This is a genomic window from Sulfuritortus calidifontis, assembly GCF_003967275.1.
Lineage (GTDB): Bacteria > Pseudomonadota > Gammaproteobacteria > Burkholderiales > Thiobacillaceae > Sulfuritortus > Sulfuritortus calidifontis.
In genome coordinates, this window is record NZ_AP018721.1 from 2,601,691 (window position 1) to 2,614,842 (window position 13,152).

General features: G+C 63.2%; 11 protein-coding genes and 1 pseudogene. 7 read left to right on the forward strand and 5 right to left on the reverse strand.

Annotated features, from left to right (window positions below; all coding sequences use genetic code 11):
• Positions 1 to 2: 2 nt before the first annotated feature.
• From EL388_RS13130 to EL388_RS13150, 5 genes are read right to left on the reverse strand one after another with little or no spacing between them, the layout of a single operon-like run.
• Positions 3 to 1,196, reverse strand: coding sequence for a Druantia anti-phage system protein DruA (locus EL388_RS13130; protein WP_126463835.1), 1,194 nt, complete (start codon positions 1,194 to 1,196; stop codon positions 3 to 5).
• On the reverse strand, positions 1,190 to 2,290 hold the full coding sequence (locus EL388_RS13135; protein WP_269470949.1) for a TniQ family protein: 1,101 nt from the start codon (positions 2,288 to 2,290) through the stop codon (positions 1,190 to 1,192). The genes EL388_RS13130 and EL388_RS13135 overlap by 7 nt, the downstream gene beginning before the upstream one ends.
• Positions 2,287 to 3,177 (reverse strand): TniB family NTP-binding protein, encoded by an 891-nt coding sequence (locus tag EL388_RS13140; protein WP_126463837.1) that lies wholly within the window; start codon positions 3,175 to 3,177, stop codon positions 2,287 to 2,289. The genes EL388_RS13135 and EL388_RS13140 overlap by 4 nt, the downstream gene beginning before the upstream one ends.
• On the reverse strand, positions 3,174 to 5,045 hold the full coding sequence (locus tag EL388_RS13145; protein ID WP_232019247.1) for a Mu transposase C-terminal domain-containing protein: 1,872 nt from the start codon (positions 5,043 to 5,045) through the stop codon (positions 3,174 to 3,176). Before EL388_RS13145 ends, EL388_RS13140 begins: the two co-directional genes overlap by 4 nt.
• Positions 5,032 to 5,715 (reverse strand): TnsA endonuclease N-terminal domain-containing protein, encoded by a 684-nt coding sequence (locus tag EL388_RS13150; protein ID WP_126463839.1) that lies wholly within the window; start codon positions 5,713 to 5,715, stop codon positions 5,032 to 5,034. Before EL388_RS13150 ends, EL388_RS13145 begins: the two co-directional genes overlap by 14 nt.
• A 55-nt stretch (positions 5,716 to 5,770) precedes the next feature.
• On the opposite strand from EL388_RS13150, the pseudogene EL388_RS13155 reads away from it, so the two are divergent.
• From EL388_RS13155 to EL388_RS13185, 7 genes and pseudogenes are all read left to right on the forward strand, one after another.
• Positions 5,771 to 6,427 (forward strand): annotated as a pseudogene (locus EL388_RS13155) (ATP-binding protein); the annotation flags it as partial.
• 90 nt (positions 6,428 to 6,517) lie between these two features.
• Positions 6,518 to 7,276 (forward strand): hypothetical protein, encoded by a 759-nt coding sequence (locus EL388_RS13160; RefSeq protein WP_126463841.1) that lies wholly within the window; start codon positions 6,518 to 6,520, stop codon positions 7,274 to 7,276.
• Between the two features lie 103 nt (positions 7,277 to 7,379).
• Positions 7,380 to 8,201, forward strand: a complete 822-nt coding sequence (locus EL388_RS13165; RefSeq protein ID WP_126463842.1) for a peptidoglycan-binding protein — start codon at positions 7,380 to 7,382, stop codon at positions 8,199 to 8,201.
• A 45-nt stretch (positions 8,202 to 8,246) separates the two neighbouring features.
• Positions 8,247 to 9,281: a VIT1/CCC1 transporter family protein gene (locus tag EL388_RS13170; RefSeq protein WP_126463843.1), complete on the forward strand. Its 1,035-nt coding sequence runs from the start codon at positions 8,247 to 8,249 to the stop codon at positions 9,279 to 9,281.
• A gap of 1 nt (position 9,282) precedes the next feature.
• On the forward strand, positions 9,283 to 10,143 hold the full coding sequence (gene metF / locus EL388_RS13175) for a methylenetetrahydrofolate reductase [NAD(P)H] (protein ID WP_269470963.1): 861 nt from the start codon (positions 9,283 to 9,285) through the stop codon (positions 10,141 to 10,143).
• Positions 10,144 to 10,402: 259 nt separating this feature from the next.
• A complete protein-coding gene (locus EL388_RS13180; protein ID WP_126463845.1) occupies positions 10,403 to 12,289 on the forward strand; it encodes a DUF294 nucleotidyltransferase-like domain-containing protein in 1,887 nt (628 codons plus the stop codon).
• Positions 12,286 to 13,002, forward strand: a complete 717-nt coding sequence (locus EL388_RS13185) for a 3'-5' exonuclease (protein ID WP_126463846.1) — start codon at positions 12,286 to 12,288, stop codon at positions 13,000 to 13,002. Before EL388_RS13180 ends, EL388_RS13185 begins: the two co-directional genes overlap by 4 nt.
• Positions 13,003 to 13,152: the final 150 nt, after the last annotated feature.

Here is a 13,152-nt window from a genome sequence, read left to right on the forward strand (position 1 = left end):
AACTACTCTCCATAATTCCGTTTTAGCGCTTGAGCAAAATAAGCTTCACTATTGAACTCTTTCCAGGAGGTAATTCTTTCCGCACGTGGCAAAGCCCATCGCTCTTTCCAGAAATCCGCATAATCACCAGTGGAAAGCTGGATCGGCTTACCAAAATCACCCCCTGCCATCCCATCTTCTAAATTTTCTACAAATCGAAATAAAAACGCCTCACGTTGCAATCCATGTTCGAAATAACGGGAGGGCAGACCCAATACCTGCAGGGCTCGTGTGAAATTCTGCCATCGAATCTTGGGGCCGTTTCCATAACCTCCGGTGACAAAATCTTCTAGCTCACCTTTTAGCATCCTAACAACATCCGGATAAACATGCTCAAGGTGTATGGTGCCATATCCCTTTGTGTATCCTATAGGTTCCGCCAGGAGACGATCCCCACATTTCAAGCGATTGTAGATTGAACTTCGACCAAATGCGCTAGTTGTGGTCGCGGCAACTAAAGGTTGTTCGATCATTTCGTCCTGCATAACGGTGCGCTTACCCGCATAGAGTCTCCAATATGCTTGGCGCACTTCATCGCTAGCGACCAACCCAGCGACAAGTTTTCCACCAAGAAGGTGCGAGTAGGGTGGAATTGCGCCAATGGTGTACACATCCATGGTGCGATTAACAAGATCAAGTTTTTGACCATCTGGGTAGTTAAAAAGATTATCGCGGCAAGCCAAATCCGCAGGCGGCGACTGAAAGCCAATGATGCCAATCACTGCCTCATGGTATTCATCAAAAACAACAAACCGCATCCGGCGGCCATAACCTTTCGAATAGGGGATGGACCACGTATGACGAACCACCTTGAATATTTCTTCCCAGACGCTCTTGGCCTCTACTAAATGAAGAGATGGCCTAATCTTTTGTGGATCTATTTCGCAACCATCAATGAATTTTTCATAGTGCTTGTTGAAGAGATGCCAAGTTCGTGAGTAATAATCCTCCGACACGAAATCCCTTGAAAGAAGATGAAGGCGGCGGATGTACTCCTTGTCACCCGTGGCCACCGCCGCCCTAAAATCATCATAGGCATCGACAATGCGATCCTTGAGAACATTTTTTTCGGCTTGGGAGATAGGCGGCTCAGACAGTTGGCCTGTTTTCTGGTCAGAGCTAGTGTGGTTATTCGGCAACCTCTTGATTGCTAGCATATTTCCGCCTTTTCAGGGATATCGGAGATATTGTAAAAACCATCAAGGCGTTTGGCCAGCGCTTTTTTATTGAATGGCCAGATTTGACCTTGCAATGCCCTGACAAACCAATATGGGAATGACTCACTTCGCGTCACCTGCGCCATACACAAGCCAGTCGCGCTATAACACCCTACAAACCTACGTGGCCAATCCATAAGCAACCACAAAGCCGTAAGCAACAACTGGTGTCGTTCTTCCACTGATCGCATATCCAAGCCCATACGCCTATAGACCGCACCATTGGACATCGGCCGCGGCATCACTTTCTCTGCCTCCTCCAAAAGCCGCCTCCCAAGCCGACTCGTCAGATAGGTTGCTAGGTGATGGAGCACATCGAAGAAGGCGATGCTGTAGCTATGCGTCGTCTCCCCGCTGAACCACCACCCCATGTCCCGGAAGGTGATCAACGCCCGCAGATGCATCAGCGTCTCACCATCTGGCGCCGGCGGATCATAGGCAGGCCCGCGCCGCAGATCGTAGCTGCATTGGTGGCACAGCACCATGGAGTCGACCATATGCGCGCGCCGATGGCCCAGATCCCGCCGGAAATACACCACAGGTGCATCGCACTTCGGACAGGCATCCAGCATCCGGGAGCCATGATGCTCGCAGACCGTGTTGAACGACAGCCGCCAACTCTTACGAAAGTACGGTTCAGCATCCTCGAACAGGCACAAGGGGCAGTAGACCAGCCCGTGTCGGCGTCGGGTGCGGTGATAGACCCCGGCCGGCAGTATCCACTTAGTATTGCCGTAGGGATTGTGGTGTTCGTAGAGCACCCCCTCATAGCTGCGCAGGGTCGTCCGCTCGATCTCGGACCGATCCAGACCGGTCCACGCCTCAAGCCCATCCATCAGCCAATCCGGGGCCAGCTTGTCGATGTCCCGGTTCCATATCTGGTGCTCACGGCCGAAGTACGAGGCATAAAAGGAGTAGACCTTCGTGTGGTTGGCGCGGGCGATCCGAGTCATCCAGGAGGACAACAGCTCATCCGGCAAGGGCCTCGGATGGACCGGCCAGACTGGAGAGGATCGCCCTCGAACCTGGATCACAGCCTGGCGGCCTTGCTCTTACGCTCAGAAGGCGAGCTGTAGTCGCACTTGGCAAGGGCGTCGGCATCGATCATTTCGGTTTTCTTGCGGATCGCATAGATCGCCGCCTCGTTCAGGAGCATGGACATCTCGCCGATGGTGCCGCCGGTCATGGCCAGTATTCTGGAAGCCATGCCCTGGTCGGCGAGCCCCGAGGGTTGCTTGAGTGGAAGCAGGCTCTCAAAGCTGGCCAGAAGCCGCGCGAAGTCCGCATTCAGTTCCCAATGCGGCAGCACCTCGGGCTGGAACCGGTTCGCCAGCTGCGGATCGGTCTGCACCGCCCGGGCGGCATCCGCGGTGCCGACCCCGACGATGGGCACACGGAGCTCATTCCCGAGGTATTTCAGGACGTTCAGGAAATTGCGCTGTTTGAGCGTGGGCCCGGCCAGGAGGTGGTGGATTTCGTCGATCACGATCATGCCCAGATCCACCCGCTTGAGGATCGCCACGACCCGGTCCCGCTTCTGGTCGGTGGACTCGCTCGACCGGCTCCGCTCGAACAACCTGCTGAGGATCGTGTTGTAGAGCCCCCGCTCATCCGGCCCGGGCGGAGCCTGGATGGACAGGACCGGGACCACCACGCCTGACTTGTCTTCACGCTCATAAGCCAGGTGCCGCTGGTGGAAATGCTCGATCAGCATCGTCTTGCCATTGTTGGTGTCGCCAACGATGAGCATGTTGGGCATGCGCGGCTGTTTCGGGTGCTCCAGCAGGTCTTCCAGCTTGTCCAGGATCGACTGCACCCTGGGATAACCGATCCACCGCGGCTTCCTGATGTACTCGATCCGTTCCGCGTCCGACAGCGCGAGTTTCTCTGCGGTCTTGGCGGTCAAATGGCTTGCGCTCATTCCGGCTCCACAATGTCGTCGAAGGGAAGGACCTCGCCTCCCGGGTAATCGCTGGCCGGGATGTCTGTGGCCACAGGCTCCGGCGCCGCGGCCTTCCGGGCCCCCGTCCAGGCCTTGCGCCGCTGCATGCTCCTGCGGGCCGCCTTGGTCTTGTCCACTGCCTGACGCTCGATCTCTCGCATCTTCCGGATGCCCTCGAAGATCAGCTCCTCGTTGGGCTGGACGGATTCATCCTCCGCCAGGCGTTTGAGCGCGGCATTCAGCTCCCAGAGGCTGATGCCCGGCCGGGTCGTGTCGCGATAGGGCACAGGACTGTAGATCCTGGATTCCGGGTCGAGAAAATAAACAACGCTGATGTCCCTCGGATCCCGCGCAAACACGAACTTGCGCTTGAGTTTCGGGTTGTCCGGATCGCGGGCATGGATCCAGTGCCGCATAACGTCGGAGTAGTAGTGGATGTTGTCGATGACCACCCCATATTCCTGGATGGTGCGCTCTACGTAGGGGGTGAAGTCCAGGCGGAACTTCTGCTCGTCGGCCACCCGCATCGGCAGCCCGATCCCCGGCCTCCCGTCCGTGCCGCACACCGCCTGCTCATAGGCCCGGATGGGCGGAATCTTGGATATCCCCTTGTGCGCCTTCTGGTGATAGACCTCCACCACGAAAATCGTGAACCAGCGCTCGAATTCGGCAAGCGTCATCGCCGCCTTGCCCTCGGAATCGTAGTCGGCCTTCTCCTGGACGTTCGAGAAAGTGGTGCCGGAAACGCCGTGCGTCTTGCTCATGAAGGTCCGGAAGGCCCGCTCCACATGGCCGCCGTAGTTCGGCGTGCCCTTGGGCCGGTATTCCAGGATGATGCCGTGCTCCCTGCAGGCGCGCTCCAGCATGGCGCCCCGGAACTCCTTGGCGTTGTCCACGTGGATCTTCTGCATCTTCCCCCAGATCGGCCAGGGTGTCGCAATCTCCATCCTGGCCAGGGTCATGTCCTTGGGCAGCACGGCGTTCACGATGCACAGGCCTGCCGACAACGCCCCCGGCGGGTCGAGCGAGATGTAGAAGCCTGCGATCATGCGGGTGCAGACATCGATGGCCAGGGTCAGGTACGGCCGGCCGATGGGCCGGCGATGCTCGTCGTCGACCAGGATGAGGTCGACCGGCGTGTGGTCGATCTGGACGACGGCCAGGGGGTAGTCCGCCCCTGGGAACTTGCCCTTGATCGGCTCGAAGCGCTCCCGGGCCGCCTTGCTGCCCATCCGCTTGGCGACCTGCATTTTTTGGGAAAGATGACCGATGCGGATCCTGACCGTGTTGGGATGAGGCGGCATCAGGCCGGCCGCAATGCAGCGCCGCTGGACCTCGGCGCAGGTCTCGGCCGGGCTATGGCGCTGCGCGGTCAGATAGAACGTCTGGATGGTCTCGTCGAGGACCTTGGCCACCTCCGGCTCCAGGCGGGATAGGCCGACATCCCGGCGCCGCGGCCGCAGCAGGGAGGAGACCAATCCCGTCTCCTCGTAGCGCGACAGCCACCGGTAGACGGTCGCCACGTTCTTGCCGGCCTGCTTCGCCACCGCCTCGGCGTCCCTGGCGGTTCGGCGGTAAGGGCCTTTCTCGACCAGGGGCTGGATGACCTGGTACCGGCGCCAGGCTTCGTTCCAATCCTCGTCCGGGATCAGCATCAGGTCCTGGCGGGCGGTCTGCTCCGCCGCGGCGGCAACCGGTCGGATCTCGACCGTCGGCGCCGACTCGGTGCGTCCGTCTGCCGTATCCCTCAACACGGCTCGGTCGATGGCCGGCAGGTCCAGGACAATCCAGCTCCGGCCCTGCCAGGCGACGGTTTGCCCTGGGATCAGTCGATCATGGTTGGCCATAGTCACTCAAGCTCCAGATATGGGTTTTCATGGTCAGGGGCTGGGTGAGGTCACAGCCAACCTGGCTTGTCGCGACCAGATGCCAGAGATCGGGCAGTGCATCGGCCCGCTTCCATCGGTCGCGAAAAAGACTGCACAGCAAAGCCTCGGGGTCGGTCTCCCTAAGCTCGGCCAGGTGCAGGAGCAGGAGGTCGACGACCGCATCGTCCCGTATCTCACTACAGTAGGGCCAAAGGAAACGGACATTCTGCAGATAGGGCGTCCGTATCTCGCGCTCGGTGAACACTTTGAACTCCCATCCCCGCTCGGCGCAGTAGCGCTTGGCGGCCCGGAACTTGGGCAGGAGATTGCGCCACTGCGCCCTGAAGTCCTTCCGGTACTTGATCTCGCACAGGACGTGGGGCATCTCCTTGGCCGGCCGGATGTCGCGGCGGTATTCAATGAAGCCATCCGGCGTGTAGCGACGGAGCTTGCCGGCGGCGTCCCGGTACTCTATGACCAAGGGCTGGGGGGTATACAACTTGATGTTCTTGTCGAACCGCACCAGTTCCATGAAGTCGCGTTCCAAGGTCGACTCGAAGCGAGCGCCGTCAGGCATCACACCCACGACGCTGCGGGTGTTCATGCCGATCTTGCGGACAGGGCCGGAAACGTACTTCGGATCAGTCATTCGCATCTATCCCTGTAATTTTTACGCATATTCGCATTTATTTTTGTATCTTACAGGCGGCGGCGTGCCGCGACCCGGCGAAATCAGTCTGGCCCATCACGGCGTGTTGTTTCTCGACGAGCTGCCGGAATTCGATCGCAAGGCGCTGGAGGTCTTGCGCGAACCGCTGGAGAGCGGCCGCATCACCATCTCACGCGCCGCCCGCCAATCCGAGTTTCCCGCCCGTTTCCAACTGGTCGCCGCGATGAACCCTTGCCCCTGTGGCTGGCTCGGCCACCCGGCCGGCAAATGCCGCTGCACCCCCGAGCAGGTGGCCCGCTATCGCGCGCGCCTGTCCGGGCCGCTGCTCGACCGCATCGATCTGCATATCGAGGTGCCAGCCTTGAAGGAAGCCGATCTGATCAATGCCCCGGCCGGCGAGGCATCGCCCAGCGTCCGCCAACGGGTCGATGCGGCGCGGCGCCGGCAACTCGAGCGCCAGGGCAAGGCCAACGCCCTGCTCGAAGGCGCCGAGATCGACCGCCATTGCCGCGCCGAGGGCAAGGCCGAAGACCTGCTCAAGCAGGCCATCGCCCGCCTGAATCTCTCGGCCCGCGCCTTCCACCGCATCCTCAAGGTCGCCCGCACCCTGGCCGACCTCGACGGCCTGGAACAGATCGGCAGTTATCACGTCGCCGAGGCCGTGCAGTTTCGCCGCTGGGACCGCAGCTAGGAAGGCCGAGCTTTCGCCTGACCCCAGGCTTGCTAAGATGTAACGACAAACCGGGCAAAGCCCGATAACACCTGCTGTGGGAGAAACACCATGCGTCACGCCTTCATCGCCTTGATCGCCGCCCTGTCCTTGACCGGCTGCGCCAACACCTCGGAGTGGCTGAGCAGCGAACCGGTCACTCACTACAAGACCGACCCGGCCAGCGCCAAGCTCAACGCACCCGGTTGGGTCGGCGAAAACCTCACCTTGACCTGCATGAAGCGCAACGACAACCGCATGGTCGACGAGGCCAAGCAGCAGGAATGCCTCTATATCTCGGTCGAAGCCAGCTCGCTCTCCAAGGTCGCCGACAAGGTCGCCGACAAAGGTAAAAAGCGCGAGTTGGTCGATTTCCTGGTCTCGGTCTCCGACATGAACTGCTCGACCTTCATGCATCGGGTCTTCGCCAACAAGGGCGGCATGGATTTCAGCAAGGGGGTGATGAGCGATCTTGCCAACGCCATCAGCGCCGGCACCGTCCATGCCAACCCGGCCACTTCGGCCACCTTCAGCGGCGCCAACATCATCCTCGGCCACACCGTGGACAACCTCGCCTCGGCCTATTACCTCAACAAATCCTTCCAGGCCTTGGAGGCCGCCATTCTGGCCGAACGGACGGAGCAGAAAACCGCCATCCTCAAGCGCCTTAAAGCCGCAAACGAGCCCTACAGCCTTTATGCCATCCTCAGCGACATCCGTAGCTACGACGATGCCTGCTCCTTCCGCGGCGGCCTGAGTCGCTTGGCCAAGCTGGCCGAAGGCTCGAAAAACACCGAGGAAGCCGCGCTCAAAAGCTTGCTCGGGCAGTAGCGCGGCTCTGGCCATGGAGCGCCAAGGCGTATGGCCCCTGCAGGGCCACCACGGATCGGCCGAGCGTTCGCCTCGATACTGATCTCACCAGGGAGATACCAAGATGCCTCACCCGACACTGCGCCTGTTCGACGGCTACCCGCATACCCGGCCCGATCTGAAAAGCGAAGTGCGCGAACTGCAAACCCTGCTCAAGCAAAACGGTTACGCCATGAAGCCGGATGGCCTGTTCGGCCGCGGCACCGAGGCGGCGGTGATGCAGTTCCAGAGCGAGCACGGCCTGCTCGACGACGGCATCGCCGGGCCGCTGACCTGGGCCAGGCTGCTGGGCGAGGCGGCGCCGGCCGCGAGCGATCTGCCCGGCACCACCTATGCCGCGAACAACCCCAGCCTGCTCGCCCACCTGAACGAGGCGACGAAATACCGCAGCAGCATCGAAACCAGTGCCCGGCAATACGAGCTGCCCATCGCCCTGGTCGGCGGCCTCGGTTCGCGCGAATCCGGCTGGGGCCTGGCCCTGAAGCCGGCCGGGCCGGCCGGCACCGGCGACTTCATCAAGCGCCGTGCGCCCACCGCCTACCGCAGCGGCCCGCTGCCGCCCGACGGCGGCGGCTTCGGCCGCGGCCTGATGCAGATCGACTTCGACGCCCACGCCTTCGCCCGCACCGGCAACTGGCAGGATCCGACGGCCAACATCGCCTACGGCTGCCAAGTGCTGGCGCAAAACCGCTCGTATCTCGCGCGCAAGCTGCAACTTGCCGGCCAGACGCTGCTGCAGGCCGCCCTCGCCGCCTACAACTGCGGCGCCAGCAACGTGGCCAAAGCGGTACAGAACCGGCTCGACATCGACTACTACACAGCCGGCCGCAATTACGGCCGCGACACCCTGGACCGCGCCGGCTTCTTCGCCATGCATGGCTGGTAGGGGACACGCCATAATTATTCGTCCTGATTTTTTCAAGCCCCCCGCATGCTCGACGCACTGAATAGCTGGAAAGAAGAAAAACGCTCGGCCTGGCTTTACCGCATCGTGTCCGATGCCGAGGCCGGCACGCCGCGCCAGGTGCTGTTCCTGGAACTGGCCCGGGCGGCCGACGAGCAGGCCGATCTGTGGGCGGTGGCACTGCGCAAGGCCGGCCAGGCCGTGCCCGAAACCTTCGTCCCCGGCCTGCGCAGCCGCGCCGTGGCCTGGCTGGTCGGCCGCGTCGGCGTGGCGCCCATGCGAGGGGTGCTCGCCGCCATGAAGGTGCGCGGCATGAGCCTGTACAACGCCCCGCTGCCGCATGCCATCCCCACCCGGACCGACCAGATCGACACCGGACGGCACAAGGCGCCGGGCAGCGGCGGCCTGCGCGCCGCGGTGTTCGGCGTCAACGACGGCCTGGTCTCCAATGCCAGCCTGATCCTCGGCGTCGCCGGCGCCGGCGCGGAACCTTCGGTCATCGTGCTCTCCGGCGTCGCCGGCCTTCTGGCCGGGGCCTTTTCCATGGCCGCCGGCGAATACGTCTCGGTGCGCGCCCAGCGCGAGTTCTACGAATACCAGATCGCCCTGGAGCGGGAGGAACTCGACCAGTATCCCCAGGAAGAAGCGGCGGAGCTGGCCCTGATCTATGAGGCCAAAGGGGTCGCCCCGGACGAGGCGAAGCGGGTGGCCGCGGCCCTGATCCGCGACCCCGACCAGGCGCTGGACACCCTGGCCCGCGAAGAACTGGGGCTGAACCCGGCCGAGCTGGGCTCGCCCTGGGTGGCGGCGACCGCCTCCTTCCTCGCATTCTCGGGCGGCGCCCTGATCCCGCTTTTGCCTTATCTGCTGCTCTCGGTGGACACCGCTTTTGCTGGCACCCTGATCGCCACCGGCGTCAGCCTGTTCGGGGTGGGCGCCACCATCAGCCTGTTCACCGGCAAACGCGCGGCCTATGGCGGCCTGCGCATGCTCACCATCGGCGCCGCGGCTGGCGCCGCCACCTGGCTGATCGGCAAGGGCCTCGGTGTGGCCTTGGGTTAGAATCGCGGCTCAATTTGAAAAAGCCTGCGACATGAGCGAACGTACCTTCAGCATCGAATTCTTCCCGCCCAAGACCGACGAGGGCGTGGTCAAGCTGCGCGAGACGCGCCGCCAGCTGGCCCAGCTCAAGCCCAAGTTCTTCTCGGTCACCTTCGGCGCCGGTGGCTCCACCCGCGACCGCACGCTGGAGACGGTGCTGGAGATCCAGGGCGAGGGCCTGGCCGCGGCGCCGCACCTGTCCTGCATCGGCTCGACCCGGGCCAACATCCGCGAGATCCTGGAAGTCTATAAATCGCACGGCATCCGCCACATCGTCGCCCTGCGCGGCGATCTGCCCTCGGGCGTGGCCGACCCGGGCGAGTTCCGCTATGCCAACGAGCTGGTGCAGTTCATCCGGCAGGAGACCGGCGACTGGTTTGAGATCGAGGTGGCGGCCTATCCCGAGACCCATCCGCAGGCGCGCAACTACACCGACGACCTCAACAACTTCAAGCGCAAGGTCGAGGCGGGGGCCAATGCCGCCATCACCCAGTACTTCTTCAACGCCGACGCCTACTTCAATTTCGTCGACGATTGCGAGGCCTTAGGGATAGATATCCCCATCGTGCCGGGCATCATGCCCATCTCCAATTACTCCCAACTGGCCCGCTTCTCGGCCATGTGCGGGGCGGAGATTCCGCGCTGGCTGGCCAAGAAGCTGGAGAGCTATTACGACGACACCGCCTCGATCAAGGCCTTCGGCCTGGATTTCGTCACCGGCATGTGCGACGACCTGCTGACCGGCGGCGCGCCGGGCCTGCACTTCTACACCCTGAACCAGGCGGCGCTGACCAGCGCGCTCTGGCAGCGGCTCGGCCTCTAGAAAAGAAAAAGCCGGGCTTTACCCGGCTCAAAGACTCTGGAGGATTGATTTTTGGTATCTCTCCCTGACCGCCTCATGTCCGTTTCAGGAATGGGGGTACTGAACGCGATACTAACCATCTGATCCAGAAATAAAATCGGCCAAAGGTTATAGGCGTCTATAACTTTTGGCTAAGTAAAACTACTAGGGTCGTCGCCGGCCGGCCCCGCCCGAAAACCGGCCAGCGCTATAGAATGGGGTTCATCGCCGGGAGCCCATCATGCCTGCTGACACCGCCCTCATCGCCGCCACGGTCGAGCATCTGGCCCGTTTCGCCCCCTTCGACCGGATGCAGAACGAGCATCTGGCCTGGCTGGCCGAACGCCTGAGCCTGGCCTATTACGCCAAGGGCGAAACGGTGCTGGCGCCGGAACGGGGGGAGGTGCAGACCTTCTACATCATCAAGCAGGGCGTGATTCAGGGCGAGCGCGAAGGGAAAGGGGCCTGGCTGGAACTGCACGAGGGCGAGTGTTTCCCCATCGGCGCCCTGCTCTCCCGCCGCCCGGCCATCAGCCATTTCCGCGCCCAGACCGACGTCTTCAGCTACGAACTGGCCGCCGCCGACTTCCACGCCCTGCTCGCGCTGTCGCCGCCCTTCCACGCCTTTTGCACCCTGCGCCTGGCCGATTTGCTGGCGCAATCCCAGCGCCAGACCCAGGCGCGCTACCTCTCGGCCGCCACCGAGCAGCAGTCGCTGGAGAGCACACTGGGCAGCCTGGTCCGGCGCCCGCCGGTGACCTGCCGGCCGGACACGCCGCTGCGCCAGACCCTGGAGACCATGCGCGAGCAGGGCATCGGCTCCATCGTGGTGGTCGCCCCGGACGGCACGCCCGAGGGCATCTTCACCGTGCGCGACCTGATCGGCCGGGTGATCCTGCCTGCCACCCCGCTCGACACGCCGATGCGCGAGCTGATGAGCCCTCAACCCGTTGCCTTGGCCTCGACCGCCCACGCCTTCGAGGCAGCCCTGGCCATGGCCCGGCACGGCTTTCGCCACGTCCTGGTCGCCGACAACGGGCGCCTGGTCGGCGTGGTATCGGAGAAGGACCTTTTCTCCCTCCAGCGTATCGGCGTCACCCAGATCTCCTCGGCCATCCGCGCCGCCAGCGAGCTTGGCCAATTGCAGCAGGCGGCGGAGGACATCCGCCAGCTCGGCCACAACATGATGGCCCAGGGCGTGGGCTCCGAGCAGCTCACCCTGCTCCTGTCCACCCTGAACGACCTGCTCACCCGGCGGGTGATCGAGCTGGAATGCGCCAGCGCCCAGCCCTGCCGGCACCATTACTGCTGGCTCGCCTTCGGTTCGGAAGGCCGGCTGGAACAGACCCTGGCCACCGACCAGGACAACGGCATCATCTTCCTGTCCGAGGCGGGCGAGGATCCCGAGGCCATCCGTGCCGAATTCCTCGGCCTGGCCGAACGCATCAACCGGGCGCTCGATGCCTGCGGCTTCCCCTTGTGCAAGGGTCAGATCATGGCGATGAATCCCAAGTGGTGCCTGTCGCTCGAGGAATGGAAGGCCTTGTTCGCCCGCTGGATCGACGCCGGCGACCCCGAGGCCCTGCTCAACGCCAGCATCTTCTTCGACTTCCGGCCCCTGCACGGCCAGATCGAATTGGCCGACGACCTGCGCCGGTGGCTGGCGACCAAGGCCGCGGCCAACCCGCGCTTCCTGCACCAGATGGTGGTCAATGCCCTGCGCAACCGTCCGCCCCTGGGTCTGGTGCGCGATTTCGTCACCGATTCCGGCGGCGAGCATGCCGACACCCTGGACCTCAAGCTCAACGGCGCCACGCCCTTCGTCGACGCCGCCCGGGTCTTTGCCCTGGCCAGCGGGGCCCACGCCACCGGCACCGCCCAGCGCCTGCGCCAAGCGGGACCCAAGCTGAACATCCCGGCGGCCGAAATCGAGGCCTGGGTTTCGGCCTTCTATTTCATCCAGCTCCTGCGCCTCAGACGCCAGCACGAGGAGAGCGAGTCGGGCCAGACCCTGGACAACCGCATCAACCCCCACCGCCTGAACGACCTCGACCGGCGCATCCTGAAGGAGGCCTTCCGCCAGGCGCGCAAGATCCAGGCGCGGCTGGCCCTGGACTATCAGGCATGAGCCTGCCGCTTTGGCATTGGCTGGCCCGCCGCCTTGACCGGGTGGCGCTGCCGCCCGACCTCGCCGGGCGCCTCGCCGCCTGGCAGGCCCTGCCCCCGGCCGATCTCAGCCTGCCCCTGGCCCAGGGCCGCTATGTCGTGGTCGATGTCGAGAGCACCGGCCTCGACATGCGGCGCGACCGGCTGATCGCCATCGGCGCCGTGGCCGTGGTCGATGGCCGCATCCGGCTGGCCGACAGCTTCGAAATCGTGCTGCGCCAGGTCCAGGTCAGCGCCAAGAACAATATCCTGATCCACGGCATCGGCGGCGAACGCCAGCGGGAAGGGGTGGAGCCGGCCGAGGCCCTGTTGCGTTTTCTGGAATATCTTGGCGCCTCGCCGCTGGTCGCCTTCCACGTCGCCTTCGACGAGACCATGATCCGCCGCGCCTGTAGGCAGTACCTGGGCATCCGCTTCCGCCGCCCCTGGCTGGACCTGGCCTATGTCATGCCCGGCCTGCTGCCGAATACGAACCGCAAGCACCGGGCGCTCGACCATTGGACCGGTCGTTTCAGCATCGGCAACTATGCCCGCCACAACGCCCTGGCCGATGCCCTGGCCACGGCCCAGCTGTTGCTCGCCGCTCTGCCATTGGCCCGGACACAGGGCTTCGACCATTTTCAGGCACTGCAGGATTTGGAGAAGGCCCAGCACTGGCTCGAACGGAACACCTAGCCAGGCCGGCGCATTGCGCATCGTGAAGCAAAAGGAACTTGCCCCTCCTATTGGTAGGCATATACTGTTTCGGCCCTGCGCGGCTGTCGGCGCAGGCCGGGGAGGCATAGCCAAGGCGCACTCTAGATGCGTTGCCCAGACAGCAGTCAA